Origin of the sequence: Agromyces sp. NPDC057865, assembly GCF_042796995.1 — a bacterium.
In the GTDB taxonomy this organism is placed as follows: domain Bacteria; phylum Actinomycetota; class Actinomycetes; order Actinomycetales; family Microbacteriaceae; genus Agromyces.
The window spans coordinates 250,199-266,378 of record NZ_JBHVMJ010000002.1 but is presented as its reverse complement, the minus strand read 5'-3'; the positions used below and the strand labels follow the sequence as shown (position 1 = coordinate 266,378).

At 71.8% G+C, this 16,180-nt stretch carries 14 protein-coding genes; 8 read left to right on the top strand and 6 right to left on the bottom strand.

Going from position 1 to position 16,180, the window contains the following annotated elements; all coding sequences use genetic code 11:
* Nucleotides 1-2 precede the first annotated feature (2 nt).
* On the top strand, nucleotides 3-239 hold the full coding sequence (locus tag ACFVN5_RS08885) for a hypothetical protein (protein ID WP_148735044.1): 237 nt from the start codon (nucleotides 3-5) through the stop codon (nucleotides 237-239).
* Between the two features lie 77 nt (nucleotides 240-316).
* Here the strand turns inward: ACFVN5_RS08885 and ACFVN5_RS08880 are convergent, their stop codons facing one another.
* The 4 genes from ACFVN5_RS08880 to ACFVN5_RS08865 form a co-directional block, all read right to left on the bottom strand.
* Nucleotides 317-1,063, bottom strand: coding sequence for a type 1 glutamine amidotransferase (locus ACFVN5_RS08880; protein ID WP_376954652.1), 747 nt, complete (start codon nucleotides 1,061-1,063; stop codon nucleotides 317-319).
* Nucleotides 1,060-2,316, bottom strand: coding sequence for a Mur ligase family protein (locus tag ACFVN5_RS08875; protein ID WP_376954651.1), 1,257 nt, complete (start codon nucleotides 2,314-2,316; stop codon nucleotides 1,060-1,062). Before ACFVN5_RS08875 ends, ACFVN5_RS08880 begins: the two co-directional genes overlap by 4 nt.
* A gap of 7 nt (nucleotides 2,317-2,323) precedes the next feature.
* The gene (locus ACFVN5_RS08870; protein WP_376954650.1) at nucleotides 2,324-3,760 is read right to left on the bottom strand and encodes an RNA polymerase sigma factor; all 1,437 of its coding nucleotides are present in this window, start codon (nucleotides 3,758-3,760) and stop codon (nucleotides 2,324-2,326) included.
* Nucleotides 3,761-4,081: 321 nt separating this feature from the next.
* Nucleotides 4,082-5,008: a proteasome assembly chaperone family protein gene (locus ACFVN5_RS08865; RefSeq protein ID WP_376954648.1), complete on the bottom strand. Its 927-nt coding sequence runs from the start codon at nucleotides 5,006-5,008 to the stop codon at nucleotides 4,082-4,084.
* Between the two features lie 88 nt (nucleotides 5,009-5,096).
* Here ACFVN5_RS08865 and ACFVN5_RS08860 point away from each other — a divergent pair, with 88 nt between their 5' ends.
* The 3 genes from ACFVN5_RS08860 to ACFVN5_RS08850 all read left to right on the top strand — a co-directional run bounded on the left by ACFVN5_RS08860 (nucleotide 5,097) and on the right by ACFVN5_RS08850 (nucleotide 9,758).
* A complete protein-coding gene (locus ACFVN5_RS08860; protein ID WP_376954647.1) occupies nucleotides 5,097-6,569 on the top strand; it encodes a leucyl aminopeptidase in 1,473 nt (490 codons plus the stop codon).
* A gap of 98 nt (nucleotides 6,570-6,667) precedes the next feature.
* Nucleotides 6,668-8,041, top strand: coding sequence for a dihydrolipoyl dehydrogenase (lpdA, locus tag ACFVN5_RS08855; RefSeq protein ID WP_376954646.1), 1,374 nt, complete (start codon nucleotides 6,668-6,670; stop codon nucleotides 8,039-8,041).
* 67 nt (nucleotides 8,042-8,108) lie between these two features.
* Nucleotides 8,109-9,758, top strand: coding sequence for a 2-oxo acid dehydrogenase subunit E2 (locus ACFVN5_RS08850; RefSeq protein ID WP_376954645.1), 1,650 nt, complete (start codon nucleotides 8,109-8,111; stop codon nucleotides 9,756-9,758).
* On the opposite strand, the gene ACFVN5_RS08845 is transcribed toward ACFVN5_RS08850, so the two are convergent.
* Nucleotides 9,755-11,404 carry a hypothetical protein gene (locus tag ACFVN5_RS08845; RefSeq protein WP_376954644.1) on the bottom strand — a complete coding sequence of 550 codons (1,650 nt, stop codon included), beginning with the start codon at nucleotides 11,402-11,404 and terminating at the stop codon, nucleotides 9,755-9,757. The genes ACFVN5_RS08850 and ACFVN5_RS08845 overlap by 4 nt on opposite strands.
* A gap of 123 nt (nucleotides 11,405-11,527) precedes the next feature.
* Here ACFVN5_RS08845 and lipB point away from each other — a divergent pair, with 123 nt between their 5' ends.
* From lipB to ACFVN5_RS08830, 3 genes are all read left to right on the top strand, one after another.
* Nucleotides 11,528-12,169, top strand: a complete 642-nt coding sequence (gene lipB, locus ACFVN5_RS08840; RefSeq protein WP_376954643.1) for a lipoyl(octanoyl) transferase LipB — start codon at nucleotides 11,528-11,530, stop codon at nucleotides 12,167-12,169.
* Nucleotides 12,166-13,155 carry a lipoyl synthase gene (lipA, locus tag ACFVN5_RS08835; protein WP_376954642.1) on the top strand — a complete coding sequence of 330 codons (990 nt, stop codon included), beginning with the start codon at nucleotides 12,166-12,168 and terminating at the stop codon, nucleotides 13,153-13,155. The genes lipB and lipA overlap by 4 nt, the downstream gene beginning before the upstream one ends.
* Before the next feature lie 73 nt (nucleotides 13,156-13,228).
* Nucleotides 13,229-13,942 carry a DUF4191 domain-containing protein gene (locus tag ACFVN5_RS08830; RefSeq protein ID WP_376954641.1) on the top strand — a complete coding sequence of 238 codons (714 nt, stop codon included), beginning with the start codon at nucleotides 13,229-13,231 and terminating at the stop codon, nucleotides 13,940-13,942.
* A 59-nt stretch (nucleotides 13,943-14,001) separates the two neighbouring features.
* Here the strand turns inward: ACFVN5_RS08830 and ACFVN5_RS08825 are convergent, their stop codons facing one another.
* The gene (locus ACFVN5_RS08825) at nucleotides 14,002-14,436 is read right to left on the bottom strand and encodes an RDD family protein (protein ID WP_376954640.1); all 435 of its coding nucleotides are present in this window, start codon (nucleotides 14,434-14,436) and stop codon (nucleotides 14,002-14,004) included.
* A gap of 141 nt (nucleotides 14,437-14,577) precedes the next feature.
* Between ACFVN5_RS08825 and glnA the strand changes: the two genes are divergently transcribed.
* A complete protein-coding gene (gene glnA / locus ACFVN5_RS08820; protein ID WP_376954639.1) occupies nucleotides 14,578-16,002 on the top strand; it encodes a type I glutamate--ammonia ligase in 1,425 nt (474 codons plus the stop codon).
* Nucleotides 16,003-16,180 lie beyond the last annotated feature (178 nt).

The following is a 16,180-nucleotide window of genomic DNA, read 5'->3' as shown; positions in this document are numbered from 1 at the left end:
CCATGACGCAGTACACCGACAGCCCCGGTGCGGTCGACGAACTCGACACCCCCTACGAGCTCACCGCGCTCGACCGCTGCGACGCCTGCGGTGCGCAGGCCTACATCCGTGTCGTCGTCGCGAGCGGCGAGCTCCTGTTCTGCGCCCACCACGGCCGCAAGCACCAGGAGAAGCTCTCGCAGATCGCGCACAGCTGGCACGACGAGTCGAGCCGACTCCTCGTCGACGACCGCGACTGACGAAACGACGTGAACGCCCCGGCTCCGGCCGGGGCGTTCGTCGTCTGCGGGGCCTGCCCGCCGCGTGGGTGGCTCGCTCAGGCGTCGGCGACGGGTGCCGCGACCCGCGCCGCGGCGAGCTGCGCTTCGCGGGCGCCGGTCGCGTAGGCGTCGACGACGGCGGTCTGCTCGCCCGGAGCGTACGTGACGCCGGCGCGCTCGGCCATGATCCGCAGGAGGTGGTCGGCGAAGGCGGGGTTCTTGGCGAGCACCGGACCGTGCAGGTGTGTGCCGATCACGGCGCCCATGACGACGCCCTCCTGGCCGGAGTCGCGCCCGTTGCCGGCGCCGGCACGAACGCGCCCGAGCGGCGATCCCTCGGCGCCCACGTAGTCGCGGGCGTGGTTCTCGAACCCGACGAGGAGGCCGAACCGCGGCGATGCGATCACGAGGTCGTCGGTGACGCGCCCGTTGCGCGGGACCGCGCGGCCCGGGAGGATGCCGAGGCCCTCGAGGCTCGACCCGTCGGCGTGCTCGACGCCCCAGCTCAGCAGCTCCCACCCGGTGCCGATCGCGAGGATGGGGACGCCCTCGGTGCCCCAGGTGCGCAGCTCGTCGTGGAACGCGAGCAGGGCCGTGCGGCTCGCCTCGAGCGACGAGTCGCTGCCCGACCCGAGCACCACCGCGTCGACGCGGTCGGGGAGGTCGTCGCGCGACTCGACCGCGACCACGCGCGCGTCGAGTCCGGCCCAGCCCGCGCGACGGGCGAGCACGTGCGCGTTCTCGGCGTCGCCGTTCGTGTTCTGCAGCCCGGGCAGGAGCGCCACGATCGTGAGGGTGGTCATTCCGCTCCCGAGAGTCCGAGGTGGGCGCGCGTACGGCGCATCGAGTCGGCGGAGAACACGATCGTCTTCACGCCGGTCGCGGGCGCCGGCGCCGCGAGGAAGTCGTCGAGCGCGCGACCGAGGTCGGGCTCGACGCGGTCGATCTCCACGCCGTCGTACGCGAGCATCAGCGCGGCCTCGTGGGCCTTGGAGCCGCTCACGATCGCCACACGGCCGAGCGACGAGGCATCCGTGGGCCAGAAGTAGGAGGGGTCGCGCACGTCGGAGCCGATCGCGAAGAGGATCTGCTCGGTGTCCGGCTCAATGCTGTCGACGTTGAGCTGGTAGCTCGATGGGTTCTGCACGAGCACGAACTCCACGTCCTGGTCGCGCACGCGCACGCGCTCGCCGCGACCGAAGACGGCCGGGATCGCGCTGAGCGCAGCGGCCGCGGTCGTCGGCGAGAACCGCTCCCCCAGCACGGCCTTCGCCGTGGCGTAGGCGGCGGCCGCGTCGACGGCGTAGTGGGTGCCGCGGGCGGGCAGCGTGATGTCGACGTATGCCGCACCGTCGCGCAGCACCGCCGTCGCGCCGCTCACCGACTCGACGACCACGCCGGCGCCGGGGGCGAGGCGCTCGGGCGCCGTCCGGGTGTAGCCCAGACCCCGCGGCGAGCGTTCGAGGACCTCGGCTGCCACGCCGTAGCGGTGCACGGCGACCCCGGGGTCGGTGGCCGCGGCGAGGCGCTCGAGGTAGGCGTCGTCTGCGTTCACGACGACGGCCTCGTGGGCGCGGGCCGCGATGCGGCCCAGCATGCCGGCGACCATCTCTGAGTCGTGGAAGCGGTCGATCTGGTCGACCATGACGTTCGTGAGCGCGACGACGCGCGCGTCGATGCCCTGCATGACGACCGCGCCGTGACCCTCGTCCATCTCGAGCACCGCGACGTCGCCGGGCACGCGGCCCTGCCAGTCGGCGCGCTCGAGCAGCGCGGAGGTCAGGCCCTGGCTGATGTTCGCAGTCGACGGGTTCGTGAACACGTCGACGCCGTGCGCGCGCAGGATCGCGACGAGCATCTTGGTGGTGGTCGACTTGCCGCTCGAGCCCGAGACGACCACGAGGCCCTGCGGGAAGCCCGAGAGCGTGCGCTTCAGGTATCCGGGGGCGATGCGGTTGACGACGAGGCCGGGAACAGCCGATCCGCCGCCGGGCTTGCGCAGCCGGGCGGCGAATCGGGTGAGCCTGCCGACGAGGATCGCCGGCGCGTAGCGCACCGCCGGCCTACTCGAGGTAGTCGCGCAGCGACTGCGAGCGGGACGGGTGGCGCAGCTTCGCCATCGTCTTCGACTCGATCTGGCGGATGCGCTCGCGCGTCACGCCGAACGTGTCGCCGATCTGGTCGAGGGTCTTCGGCATGCCGTCGCCGAGGCCGAAGCGCATGCGGATGACGCCCGCCTCGCGCTCGCTCAGCGAGTCGAGCAGCGACTCCAGCTGCTTCTGCAGCATCGTGAAGCCGACCGCGTCGGCCGGAACGACCGCCTCGGTGTCCTCGATGAGGTCGCCGAACTCGCTGTCGCCGTCCTCGCCGAGCGGAGTGTGCAGCGAGATCGGCTCGCGGCCGTACTTCTGCACCTCGATGACCTTCTCGGGGGTCATGTCGAGTTCCTTCGACAACTCCTCGGGCGTGGGCTCGCGGCCCAGGTCCTGCAGCATCTGGCGCTGGACTCGGGCGAGCTTGTTGATGACCTCGACCATGTGCACCGGGATGCGGATGGTGCGGGCCTGGTCTGCCATGGCGCGGGTGATCGCCTGGCGGATCCACCACGTCGCGTAGGTCGAGAACTTGAAGCCCTTGGTGTAGTCGAACTTCTCGACCGCACGGATGAGGCCGAGGTTGCCCTCCTGGATCAGGTCGAGGAACTGCATGCCGCGACCCGTGTAGCGCTTCGCGAGCGAGACCACGAGGCGCAGGTTCGCGCCGAGCAGGTGGCTCTTCGCACGCTGCCCGTCCTTCGCGACCCACTGCAGCTCGCGGCCGAGCTGCGAGCGCTTCTCGGCGTCGCTCATGTGCGACAGCTTCTCCTCGGCGAACAGGCCGGCCTCGATGCGCATCGCGAGCTCGACCTCTTCGGCCGCGTTCAGGAGCGCGACCTTGCCGATCTGCTTCAGGTAGTCCTTGACCGGGTCGGCCGTCGCGCCGGTGATCGCGCTCGAGTAGACGGGGACCTCGTCCTCGTCGTCGACCGCGCGCAGCACGAGAGCACCCGTGGGGTGCGGCTCGACGGCGACCGCGGGCTTCGCGTCCTCTTCGTCGGCGTCGCCGGCGCCCTCGGCGTCGGCCTCGCCCTCGGATGCCGCGTCCGCGGTCCCCTCGGCGGCCTCGGCCCCGACCTCGACGTCGACCTCCTCGAGGTCCTCGGGGTCGAGCTCGTCCTCGTCGTCACCCGCGGCGCCGGCCTTGGCCCGGCCCTTGGGCTTCGCGCCCGCCTTGGCCGTGCTGGTGCGCGGCTTCTTGGTCGCCGGGGTCGCCGCGCTCTTGGACGCGGCCGCCTTCGTGGTGCCGGTCTTCGCGGCGGATGCCTTCGTCTTCGCCGCAGACGTCGCGGCGGTGGCCTTCGTGGCCGTCTTGGCGGCGGTCGACTTCGCGGCCGTCGTGCGCGTTGCAGCGGGCTTCTCCGCCTCGCTCTTCGCCGACGTCGCAGCCTTCGTCGTTGCCATTCGTTTGAACCTCTCCTACCGTCGCGCGGCGCGTGCCCTCTCGGACGTTCGGCTCGTGCTGTCGGTCCGGTCGATTTCGGACACTATGAGGACCCATGTCAAGTCCGCGTGAACCGGTGCGACGACGTCGCACCCGCGGACCAGAACGGGTCCTGCCTCCATTATACAGCCTGACGGCCCGTCCGACTCGCGGACGCCCGCGCTCTTCTCCCCGCTGAGTGCAACGCCCGGCACGCGCGGCGCATTCCCCCGCGGCCCGGGATTCCGCGGAACTCCCGCCCACGTCCGGCGGCGGCGTCGCGCGCTCGGCGCGCTCGGGCCTCAGCCGCCGAGCGGCGTGTCGTCGTCGCGAGTTCGGCGATAGGCGAGGAACTTCTCGAGCTCGGCCGCGATCTCGTCGGCGGACGGCAGCTCGCCGTCTTCGTCCGTGAGAGGCGAGCGCAGGGTCGTGCCCTCCATGTAGGAGTCGTGGCGCTCCTCGAGCGTGCCGACGAGCTTCGCGAGCTCGGCGTTCTCGGCGACCTGCTCGTCGATGCGGGCGACGAACTCCCGGCCCTGCTCGCGAAGCGCGTCGGTCGGGAAGATCCGGCCCGTGGACGCGCTGATGGCCTCGAGCGCCGCGATCGCCGCCGTCGGGTACTCCGCGTCGGAGAGGTAGTGCGGCACGAGGAGCACGAAGCCCGTCGTGGGGTGCTCCTCCTGCTGCAGCCGGTACTCCACGAGGTGCAGCGCGTTCGAGGGCACCTCGGTGGTCGGCCGCCAGATCGACATCGCCTCGATGAGGTCGGCGCGGTTGCCGCTCACCGTCATGCCGATCGGGCGGGTGTGCGGCACGGGCATGGGGATCGAGTTGATCCACGTCGTCGACGACACCTGGAGCTCGTCGATGAGCCCGAGCACGGCGGCGCCGAACCGCTCCCACTGGAAGTCGGGCTCGTAGCCCGTGAGCATGAGGAACTGCTGGCCGATCTCGTCGCGCGCGAGGTCGAGGCTCAGCCGCGGCGGACGGTAGTCGGCGAGGTGGTCGCCCTCGAACAGGATGATGGGGCGCCGCGCGCGGTAGTCGAGCAGCTCGTCGGCGTCGAAGGTCGCGACCACCGTGGTGTCGAGGGTCGTGAGCAGGTACTCCGTCGTCTGCGCGACCGCGGAGCCCGCGTCGGCGAACCCGGTCAGGCCCGCGATGAGCGGGAGCCCGGGCGGCACTTGGACGTCGGGATTGCGCTCGTAGAGGGAGCGTGGATCGCGCATGACTCCAGCCTAACGACGCCCCCGAAGCCGCCCGGCGGTCGCCGCGCGCGTCGGATGATGCCGAGAGCGAACACGTACGATCGGCTGCATGACCGTCCCCGTGCTCTCCGTCTCCCCCGCCCCCGCCGCCGAGTCCGGCGCCGATGCCGTGCTGCTCGCCACGACGAGCGGAGCGGACGGCGCCGATGTGCTCGCGGTCGAGGGGTTCGAGTGGGTCCCCGCCGCGATGACCGCGCTGGGGGCGAAGGGCACCGCCGAGGAGGTCGTCAAGGTCCCCGGTCCCGAGGGCGGCCCGCGCCTGGTCGTCGTGGTGGGCACGGGTGAGGCAGCGGATGCCGCGGCGCTCCGCCTCGCCGCCGGCAGTGCCGTGCGACAGCTCACGGGCGTGGCGACGCTCGCCGTGGCCATCCCGACCGACGACCCCGAGGTCGCGGCGGCGATCCTGGAGGGCGCGGCGCTCGGCGCCTACGCCTACACCGCGTACAAGGCCAAGCCGAAGACGCCCGTCGAGGACGTCACGCTGCACACCGCGCTCGACGGCGACGCCGTCGGACTCGACCGGGTGCGCGCCGTGGCCGCCGCGGTCGCACGCACCAAGGACCTCGTCAACACCTCACCCGCCGAGCTCTTCCCCGCGCGCCTCGCCGAGCTCGCCGTCGAGGCCGCGAGCGGCGCGGGCGTGGCCGCGAAGGTCTGGGACGAGGCTGCGCTCGCCGCCGACGGCTTCGGCGGGATCCTCGCCGTCGGGCAGGGCTCGAGCCGCGGGCCGCGGCTGGTGCGCCTCAAGTACGCGCCGGCCGGGGCATCCGTGCACCTCGCGCTCGTGGGCAAGGGCATCACGTTCGACTCCGGCGGGCTCTCGATCAAGCCGATGGCCTCGATGGTGGGCATGAAGACCGACATGGCCGGCGCGGCCGCCGTGCTCTCGGCGATCGTCGCGCTCGCCGAGCTGCAGGTGCCCGTGCGCGTGACCGGATGGCTCTGCCTCGCGGAGAACCTGCCGTCGGGCACGGCCGTGCGACCGAACGACGTGCTGCGGATCCACGGCGGCACGACGGTCGAGGTCCTGAACACCGACGCCGAGGGGCGCCTCGTGCTGGCCGACGGACTCGTCGCCGCGAGCGAGGAGCAGCCCGACGCGATCGTCGACGTCGCGACGCTCACGGGCGCGCAGGTCGTGGCGCTCGGCCACCGCATCGCGGGCCTCATGGGCGACGACGAGCTCGTCGGCACGGTGCGCGCCGCCTCGGACGCCGTCGGCGAGCCCACCTGGCCCATGCCGCTCCCCGCCGACCTGCTCGCACTCCTCAAGTCCGACGTCGCCGACCTCGCCAACACCAAGCTCGGGCAGACCGTGCCGGGGATGCTCCTGGCCGGCGTCTTCCTGCGCGAGTTCGTGGGCACGCGGGAGGGCTCGGAGGAGCGGATCCCCTGGGCGCACCTCGACATCGCGGGCCCCTCGAACAACGCCGGAGGGCCCTGGGGATTCACCGGCAGCGGGGCCACCGGAGCCGCCGTGCGCACGCTCGTCAAGCTGGGCGAGCGGCTCGCCGAAGGGTAGTAGGGTGCTATGGGCGAGATCGTCGCCCAGCACCCTGCCCCCGATCACCTAACGGGGTCAGTCCGTGTCGCAGATCGAATGCGCAAGGGAGATTGCGGTTGTCCGAGCAGAACTTCGACATTGTCATCCTCGGAGGCGGCAGCGGAGGGTACGCAGCGGCGCTGCGGGCCGTCGAGCTGGGCTTCACCGTCGGCCTGATCGAGAAGGACAAGCTCGGAGGCACGTGTCTCCACCGCGGTTGCATCCCGACGAAGGCGCTGCTGCACGCCGCCGAGATCGCCGACCACTCGCGTGAGTCGGCTCGCTTCGGCGTCCGCTCCACGTTCGAGGGCATCGACGTCCCCGCCGTGACGCAGTACCGCCAGAGCATCGTCGCCAGCAAGTTCAAGGGCCTCCAGGGCCTCGTCAAGGCCCGCGGCATCACCGTGATCGAGGGCGAGGGCCGCCTCGTCGCCGCCAACGCCGTGCAGGTCGGCGACGACCGCATCGTCGGCAAGAACGTCATCCTCGCGACCGGCTCCTACTCGCGCTCGCTGCCCGGCCTCGAGATCGGCGGCCGCGTGATCACGAGCGAGCAGGCGCTCGAGCTCGACTTCGTGCCGAAGAAGGTCGCCGTGCTCGGCGGCGGCGTCATCGGCGTCGAGTTCGCGAGCGTCTGGAAGTCGTTCGGCGCCGAGGTCACGATCATCGAGGCGCTCCCCCACCTCGTGCCCAACGAGGAGGAGTCGGTCTCGAAGCAGCTCGAGCGCGCGTTCCGCAAGCGCGGCATCGAGTACAAGCTCGGCGTGCGCTTCCAGGGCGTCACGCAGGACGACCAGGGCGTCGTCGTGACGCTCGAGAACGGCGAGACCGTCGAGGCCGAGCTGCTGCTGGTCGCCGTCGGCCGCGGCCCCGCGACGCAGGGCCTCGGCTACGAAGAGGTCGGCGTGAGCATGGACCGCGGCTTCGTCATCACGAACGAGCGCCTCGCGACCAACCTCCCGGGCGTCTACGCCGTCGGCGACATCGTCCCGGGCCTGCAGCTCGCGCACCGCGGCTTCCAGCAGGGCATCTTCGTCGCCGAGGAGATCGCCGGGCTCAACCCGATCCTCGTCGAGGACGTCAACATCCCCAAGGTCACGTACTGCGACCCCGAGGTCGCCTCGATCGGCTACACCGAGGCCCGCGCCGCCGAGAAGTTCGGCGCCGACCAGGTCTCGTCGTACGAGTACAACCTCGCCGGCAACGGCAAGAGCCACATCCTCGAGACGAGCGGCTCCATCAAGGTCGTGCGCGTGAACGACGGCCCCGTCGTCGGCGTGCACATGATCGGCGCCCGTGTCGGCGAGCTGATCGGCGAGGCCCAGCTGGCCGTGAACTGGGAGGCGTACCCCGAGGACATCGCCCCGTTCATCCACGCCCACCCCACCCAGAACGAGGCGCTGGGCGAGGCGTTCCTCAAGCTCGCCGGCAAGCCGCTGCACGCGCTCTGAGCCCGCGCCCGCGAACAACGACTGCAATAAGCTAGAAAGCGTCACACGCTGTGAAGGAGACAAGCGCATGAGCGAATCCGTCAGCCTCCCGGCACTCGGTGAGAGTGTCACGGAGGGCACGGTCACCCGATGGCTCAAGAACGTCGGCGACCGTGTGGAGGTCGACGAACCGCTGCTCGAGGTGTCGACCGACAAGGTCGACACGGAGATCCCGTCGCCGGTGGCCGGCGTGATCGAGGCGATCCTCGTCCAGGAGGACGAGACCGTCGAGGTCGGCACGGCGCTCGTCACGATCGGCGACGGATCCGGCGCTGCGGCGCCTGCAGAGGCGGCACCCGCGCCCGCCGAGGCGGCTCCGGCCGCACCGGCTCCGGCGCCCGCGCCCGCGCCTGAGGCTGCTCCGGCACCGGCGCCCGCCCCTGAGGCTGCTCCGGCACCGGCGCCCGCCCCGGCTGCTGAGGCCGCTCCGGCGCCGGCTGCCGCTCCGGCTCCCGAGGCGGCTCCCGCCGCTCCGGCACCTGCTCCCGAGGCGGCTCCGGCCGCTGAGGCCGCTCCGGTGCCTACCGCTGCTCCGGCTCCCGAGGCGGCTCCCGCCGCTCCGGCACCTGCTCCCGCGGCGGCTCCCGCCCCGGCACCCGCGCCCGAGGCGGCCCCGGCTGCTCCGGCTCCCGCCCCGGCACCTGAGGCCGCCGCTCCGGCGGCCCCGGCCGCTCCGGCGGCCCCGGCCGCTCCGGCGGCGCCGGACGCTGCTCAGGCACCGGCTGCCGCTCCGGCGGCTCCCGCAGCCGAGGCCGCCCCTGCAGGCGCCCACGCGGGCCCCAGCGGCTACGTGACCCCGATCGTGCGCAAGCTCGCCAACGAGCAGGGCGTCGACCTCGCCAGCGTGACCGGCACCGGCGTCGGCGGCCGCATCCGCAAGCAGGACGTCATGACCGCCGGCCAGGCGCCGGCCGCCGAGGCTCCCGCCGCGGCACCGGCCCGCACGCCGCTCGAGACGTCGCCGCTGCGCGGCACCACGGTGCCGATGACCCGCCTGCGCAAGGTGGTCGCCGAGCGCGCCGTCGTCTCGATGACGTCGACCGCGCAGCTGACCACCGTCGTCGAGGTCGACGTGACCCGGGTGGCCCGCCTCCGCGACCGCGTCAAGGGCGAGTTCCTCGAGAAGACGGGCAACAAGCTCTCCTTCCTGCCGTTCTTCGCCATGGCCGCGGCCGAGGCGCTCAAGGCGTACCCGATCGTCAACTCGACGGTCGACGGCGAGAGCATCGTCTACCCGGCGACCGAGAACATCAGCATCGCGGTCGACACCGAGCGCGGCCTGCTGACCCCGGTCATCCGCGACGCGGGCGAGCTCGACATCGCCCAGCTCGCCGCGCAGATCGCCGACCTCGCCGACCGCACCCGCAACAACCAGCTGAAGCCCGACGAGCTCTCGGGCGGCACGTTCACGCTGACCAACACCGGTTCGCGCGGCGCGCTGTTCGACACGCCGGTCGTCTTCCTCCCGCAGTCGGCGATCCTCGGCACCGGCATCGTGGTGAAGCGGCCCGTCGTCGTGAAGCAGGACGGCGAGGACGCGATCGCGATCCGCTCGATGGTCTACCTCGCGCTCTCGTACGACCACCGCATCATCGACGGTGCCGACGCCGCCCGTTTCCTCACCGCGGTCAAGGAGCGCCTCGAGGAGGGCGACTTCCAGTCGTCGCTCGGCATCTAGTCGAACACCTCGCGCAAGCGCCAGCCGGCCTCGCCCCTCACCATGAGGAGCGAGGCCGGCTCGCGTTCGGGGGCGACGCGAGCTCGCACCAGCACCGCGCCGCCCATCTCGGCGACGACCTCGACGGTGGCCGGATCGAACGCCGTCGGCGCCACCGCCTCGCCCTCGCGCGCGGCCGCCAGCGCCGCTCGATCCGACGCCTCGATCGCAGATCCCGGTTGCACGACCGTCTCCAGGCAGCGCAGGTCGAGCGCCGCGAAGCACGCCGCGCGCCGATCGAGCAGGTCGCGTGCCGCGGCCACTGGATCGTCAGCGGTCGGCGTTCCGCCCACTTCGGCGGACCCCGACGCATCGGAGGCCGACTCCGGAACCCCTGACGCCGACTCCGGCGGAGGCGCCTCCTCGGCCTGCTCCTCAGCCGCCGGACCCTCCTCCGCTTCGCGCTCCCCGACCGACGCGTCCGACGTCTTCGACGCGCCATCTCCCTCCGCGCTCGCCGGCGGCACGAGGGTGAGCATCAGGACGAGCGCGGCTCCCCCGAGGAGCGCCCCGACCGTGATGGCGCGGCCGCGGCTTCGCACCAGCGCCGCGAGCCGGCCCCGGCCATTCGCGACCCGATCGATGTCGGCTGCGGCGGCGAGCTGCTCGACGACGCCCTCTGGCGCCTGGACGAGCGCGAGCCATCGCCGCAGTCCACCGCCGACGGCGACGCCTTCCCTCGACGGCGCGGCGCCGGCATCCGGGTCCTCCTCCGCCGACGGGAGGATCGGGGACATGACCCGAGCGGGCACCCGACGCGGCATCGCGGCGGTGGCGACCCCCCGCACGGGCTCCGGCGTCGCCAGCCCGAACAGGCGCCGCTCGAGCTCGGCCTCGCACGGCGCGAACGGACGGACCACGAGCCGCGAACGGATCAGGTCGACGGCGCTGCCGAGGGCGCCCGGCGGCATCACCGCGGCGGCGACATCCTCGACGAGATCAGCGAGCCGCTCGTGGGCCACGCGACGCAGCGCCGTGCGCTCGGCGCCGCGATCGGGCAGGCGCTGCAGCGCGCCGAGTCCCACGAGACGCGGACGACCGCCGTCGTCGAAGACGATGTCGCTCACCGCGAGTCGCGTGTGCACGAATCCGCGCCGGGCGAGGTCGTCCACGGCGACGACCACGGGCGCGAGGATCGTCACGGCCTCCCCCGCGGTGATCGTGCGGCTCGAGAGGGTCCGCGCGAGCGAACCGCCGCCGAGCCGCTCGACGACCACGCAGCAGCGGCCGTCGGGCAGGGTGGCGACGTCGTGGAGCCGCGGGAGGGCGCCCGCGGCATCCGTCGACATCGCCTCGAGCTCGCGCGTGATCGCGTCGTCGTCGGCCTCGGCGCCGTAGACGCGGAGCACCACGAGCGACGGGATGCCGTGCGCCGCACCGGCGACCCGGGTCGGGTCGGCCAAGTCGGCTCCGACGGCCCCATCGGCATCGGATGCCTCGGATCGCCCGAGGGCCGCGAGGTAGACGTCGGCCCGCTCCCCCGACGCGATCCGCCGGATCAGCCGATAGCCCACGAGCCGGCCGTCGAGCGGTGCCGCTCCGAGGCCGCGCGCGTCCGCCTCGGGGCGGCGCTCGGTCGGGTGGTCGCGGCGCGGACGACGGCTCATGCATGCAAGGATTCCGCGCCGCCGGACGCCGACCGACGCCGAGCGACGGCACCGGCACCGACCGGACGGGCCGCCTCCGTGGGGAGGACGAGTCGGGGCATCCGCCCGCCTAGACTGGACGGCATGCTCGACTTCGTCGTCGCGGGGCTAAGCGCCAACTCCGTGCCGTACATCGAGGGTCTCGACCTTCAGCGCGCCGTCCATCGCGCGGTCGTCGGGGGCGAACGCCCCGACACCGTCATCCTCTTGGAACACCCCTCCGTCTACACCGCCGGCAAGCGCACCGCGCCCGACGAGCGGCCGACCGACGGAACCCCCGTCATCGACGTCGACCGCGGCGGCAAGATCACGTGGCACGGACCGGGCCAGCTCGTCGGCTACCCGATCCTCCGGCTCGCCGAGCCGGTCGACGTGGTCGGCTACGTGCGTCGCATCGAGGGCATCCTCATCGACGTGCTCGCCGAGCTCGGCGTCGACGGACGCCGGGTCGACGGCCGCTCGGGCGTCTGGGTCGGCGAACCGGGCCGCGAGAACAAGATCGCGGCCATCGGCATCCGGGTCGCCGACGGCGTCACGATGCACGGGTTCGCGCTGAACTGCTCGAACTCGCTCGAGCCCTACGAGAAGATCGTGGCCTGCGGCATCCGCGACGCCGGCGTGACGACCATCTCGCGCGAGCTCGGTCGCGAGGTCGCGCCCGAAGACCTGGTCGACCCGATCACCCGGCGATTCCGTGCAGAGGCCGAGGCGGCGGTCGCCGCATGAGCACCGCACCCGGGGGGCGCCGGATGCTGCGCCTCGAGGTCCGCAACGCCCAGACGCCGATCGAGCGCAAGCCCGAGTGGATCAAGACGCGGGCGAAGATGGGGCCCGAGTACCGCCAGCTGCAGCAGCTCGTGAAGGGCGAGGAGCTGCACACGGTCTGCCAGGAGGCGGGCTGCCCGAACATCTACGAGTGCTGGGAGGACCGCGAGGCCACGTTCCTCATCGGCGGCTCCCAGTGCACGCGCCGATGCGACTTCTGCCAGATCGACACCGGCAAGCCCGCCGACTACGACGTCGACGAGCCGCGCCGCGTCGCGGAGTCGGTGGTGCGGATGCAGCTGCGCTACTCCACGGTCACCGGCGTCGCCCGCGACGACCTGCCCGACGAGGGCGCCTGGCTCTACGCGGAGACGATCCGCGAGATCCACCGCCAGTCGCCCGGCACAGGCGTCGAGATCCTCGTCCCCGACTTCTCGGGCAACCCCGAGCACCTCGGCGAGGTGTTCTCTGCGCGTCCCGAGGTGTTCGCCCACAACGTCGAGACGGTGCCGCGCATCTTCAAGCGCATTCGACCGGCGTTCCGCTACGAGCGGTCGCTCGACGTGATCACGCAGGGTCGCGACGCGGGCCTGATCACGAAGTCGAACCTCATCCTCGGCATGGGCGAGGAGCGTGCCGAGGTGACGCAGGCCCTGCAGGACCTGCACGACGCCGGCACCGACATCATCACGATCACCCAGTACCTCCGCCCGAGCCCGCGGCACCTGCCGGTCGACCGCTGGGTGCGGCCCGAGGAGTTCGTCGAGCTCAAGCAGGAGGCCGAGGAGATCGGCTTCCTCGGCGTGCTCGCCGGCCCTCTTGTGCGCTCGTCGTACCGCGCGGGCCGCCTCTGGGCGCAGTCGATGCACGCGAAGGGCCGCGAGCTGCCCGCGGAGCTCTCCCACCTCGCCGACGCGTCGCTCGGCTTCGCGCAGGCGGTCGGCTGAGGCGTCCGGATGCCGCCTCCGCCGTCGGTGAACGCGGTCGGAGGCGGCGTCCGCCGCCGCTATCCTTGAGACCATGGCACGCACGAAGGACAAGCCGTCCGCTCCGAAGGAGCCCGGCCGCATGAAGCAGATGTGGCAGGTCTTCCAGATGACCCGCCGCTACGACTCGAGCGCGCAGTGGCTCATGCTCCTCGGCTTCCTCGCGCCCGTGCTCGTCGGCCTCGCGCTCGCGCTGTGGCTCGGCGAGGGCAACGGCTTCACGATCGCACTCTGGATCGTCGCCGGCGTGCTCGCGGGCTTCCTGCTCGCCCTGGTCATCCTCGGGCGCCGTGCCGAGCGCGCCGCCTACTCGCAGATCGACGGGCAGCCCGGCGCGGTCGGCGCCGTCCTCCGCAGCGGCCTGCGCCGCGGCTGGGTCGGCAACGAGATGCCGGTCGCCGTGAACGGCAAGACGCAGGACGCCGTGTACCGCGCGGTCGGCCGCGGCGGCGTCGTGCTCATCAGCGAGGGCCCGGTCAGCCGCACGCAGCGCATGCTCGACGAGGAGAAGCGCAAAGTCACCCGCATCCTCCCCAACGTCCCCGTGACGCTCATCGCCGTCGGCCACGAGGAGGGCTCCGTGGAGCTCCACCGCCTCGCCGCGACCATGCGCAAGACCAAGCGCACGCTCACCAAGCCCGAGGTGCTCGCGGTGTCGAACCGCCTGAACTCGCTCCAGACCGCGCTGCCGATCCCGAAGGGCATCGACCCGATGAAGGTCCGGCCCCAGCGCGGCAAGATGCGCTGACCCGAACGACCAGCGAGCGGCATCCGTCATCGGCGGATGCCGCTGCTGCATGTCCGGGGTTAGGCCCGGATCAGCACCGTGCCGGCGACCTTGTCGTGGAACCCGCGCTGGTCGGAGTCCCACACGATCGCCGGGATCACGATGACGAGCAGCAGCGTGCGCACGACGGGCCGCCAGAATCCGACCCATCCGCCCGAGATCGGCACGACGCGCATGCCGAGGAGACGGTGGCCGACGCTGCCGCCGATCGTCGGGATGAAGAGCACCTGCATGAGCGCGAAGATCGCGAGCGTGAGCCACGAGTGCAGCACCGAGCTGTAGGGCGCGAACAGCAGCGCGATCAGCGTCGCCGACGCCCAGTCGATCGCGATCGCCGCGATGCGCCGACCGACGCGGCCGACGGATCCCGGGCCGGAATCGGGGAGCCCGAGCCGCTCCCCCGGCCACCGGCTGGGTTCGAGGTCGCCGAAGGTTCGGGGTTTCGCGTCAGGCACCCGACGAGTCTACCGAGCCCTCCTGCGCGTAACATGGCGGAAACATTCGCGTCACGGTCGGGAAACGGCGACTCGCTAGCGTCGGGTACGGCTGTCGACGTCCGTCCGGTCCCACTCGCCCCCTCTTGGAGATTCCGACACATGTTCAGTGATTCGTCCGAAGTGCTCAAGTTCATCAAGGAGACGGATGTCAAGTTCCTCGACATCCGCTTCACCGACCTCCCGGGCGTGCAGCAGCACTTCAACATCCCGGCGTCGACCGTCGACGAGGAGTTCTTCACCGTCGGCCAGCTCTTCGACGGATCGTCGATCCGCGGCTTCGCCTCCATCCACGAGTCGGACATGCAGCTCATCCCCGACGTCTCCACCGCGTACGTCGACCCGTTCCGCGCCGAGCGCACGCTGGTCATGATCTTCGACATCTACAACCCGCGCAACGGCGAGATCTACGCGAAGGACCCGCGCCAGGTCGCGAAGAAGGCGGAGAAGTACCTCGCGTCGACCGGCATCGCCGACACCGCGTACTTCGCGCCCGAGGCGGAGTTCTACATCTTCGACGACGTGCGCTACGAGGTGAAGCAGAACGCGAGCTTCTACTCGGTGGACTCGCACGAGGGCGCCTGGAACTCGGGTCGCACCGAGGAGGGCGGCAACCTCGGCAACAAGACGCCCTACAAGGGCGGCTACTTCCCCGTCTCCCCCGTCGACAAGCAGGCCGACCTCCGCGACGACATCTCGCTGAAGCTCATCGAGGCGGGGCTCATCCTCGAGCGCGCCCACCACGAGGTCGGCACCGGCGGCCAGGCCGAGATCAACTACCGCTTCGACACGATGGTGCACGCGGCCGACGACATCCTGAAGTTCAAGTACATCGTCAAGAACACCGCCGACGAGTGGGGCAAGACGGCCACCTTCATGCCGAAGCCCCTCTTCGGCGACAACGGCTCGGGCATGCACACGCACCAGTCGCTGTGGAACGAGGGCAAGCCCCTGTTCTACGACGAGGCGGGCTACGGCGGCCTCTCCGACGTCGCACGCTGGTACATCGGCGGCATCCTGCGTCACGCGCCGGCGCTGCTCGCCTTCACCAACCCGACGGTGAACTCCTACCACCGCCTCGTGCCGGGCTTCGAGGCCCCCGTCAACCTGGTCTACTCGGCGGGCAACCGTTCCGCGGCCATCCGCATCCCGATCACGGGCACCAACCCGAAGGCCAAGCGCATCGAGTTCCGTGCGCCGGATGCCTCGGGCAACCCCTACCTCGCGTTCGCCGCGCAGCTCATGGCCGGCCTCGACGGCATCAAGAACCGCATCGAGCCGCACGAGCCCGTCGACAAGGACCTCTACGAGCTCCCGCCCGAGGAGGCCAAGTCGATCCCCCAGGTGCCGGGTTCGCTCGACGCCGTGCTCGACGCGCTCGAGGCCGACCACGACTTCCTCCTCGAGGGCGGCGTGTTCACCAAGGAGCTCATCGAGACCTGGATCGACTACAAGCGCGAGAAGGAGCTGAAGCCGCTGGCCCAGCGCCCCCACCCGTTCGAGTTCGAGCTCTACTACGGCGTTTGACCCGCAATCACAGCTGATCGGTGGTTCAGGTCCCCCTCCCCAGGATCGAGAGCTCCCGAGACCCGAACACGAAGCCCCTTCCGGTTCGCCGGGAGGGGCTTCGTCGTGCGGAAGGGTTCGGTCGTCTGCAGATAGTCGCGAGGAATCCTCGGTTTGATGGTCCGTCGCGAGTAGCCTG

Excerpts from the sequence above, each read along its gene's own strand:
- ACFVN5_RS08885 (WP_148735044.1), top strand. The coding sequence starts at position 3 with ATGACGCAGTACACCGACAGCCCCGGTGCGGTCGACGAACTCGACACC.
- ACFVN5_RS08880 (WP_376954652.1), bottom strand. The coding sequence starts at position 1,063 with ATGACCACCCTCACGATCGTGGCGCTCCTGCCCGGGCTGCAGAACACG.
- ACFVN5_RS08870 (WP_376954650.1), bottom strand. The coding sequence starts at position 3,760 with ATGGCAACGACGAAGGCTGCGACGTCGGCGAAGAGCGAGGCGGAGAAG.
- ACFVN5_RS08865 (WP_376954648.1), bottom strand. The coding sequence starts at position 5,008 with ATGCGCGATCCACGCTCCCTCTACGAGCGCAATCCCGACGTCCAAGTG.
- ACFVN5_RS08860 (WP_376954647.1), top strand. The coding sequence starts at position 5,097 with ATGACCGTCCCCGTGCTCTCCGTCTCCCCCGCCCCCGCCGCCGAGTCC.
- ACFVN5_RS08850 (WP_376954645.1), top strand. The coding sequence starts at position 8,109 with ATGAGCGAATCCGTCAGCCTCCCGGCACTCGGTGAGAGTGTCACGGAG.
- ACFVN5_RS08845 (WP_376954644.1), bottom strand. The coding sequence starts at position 11,404 with ATGAGCCGTCGTCCGCGCCGCGACCACCCGACCGAGCGCCGCCCCGAG.
- lipB (WP_376954643.1), top strand. The coding sequence starts at position 11,528 with ATGCTCGACTTCGTCGTCGCGGGGCTAAGCGCCAACTCCGTGCCGTAC.
- lipA (WP_376954642.1), top strand. The coding sequence starts at position 12,166 with ATGAGCACCGCACCCGGGGGGCGCCGGATGCTGCGCCTCGAGGTCCGC.
- ACFVN5_RS08830 (WP_376954641.1), top strand. The coding sequence starts at position 13,229 with ATGGCACGCACGAAGGACAAGCCGTCCGCTCCGAAGGAGCCCGGCCGC.
- glnA (WP_376954639.1), top strand. The coding sequence starts at position 14,578 with ATGTTCAGTGATTCGTCCGAAGTGCTCAAGTTCATCAAGGAGACGGAT.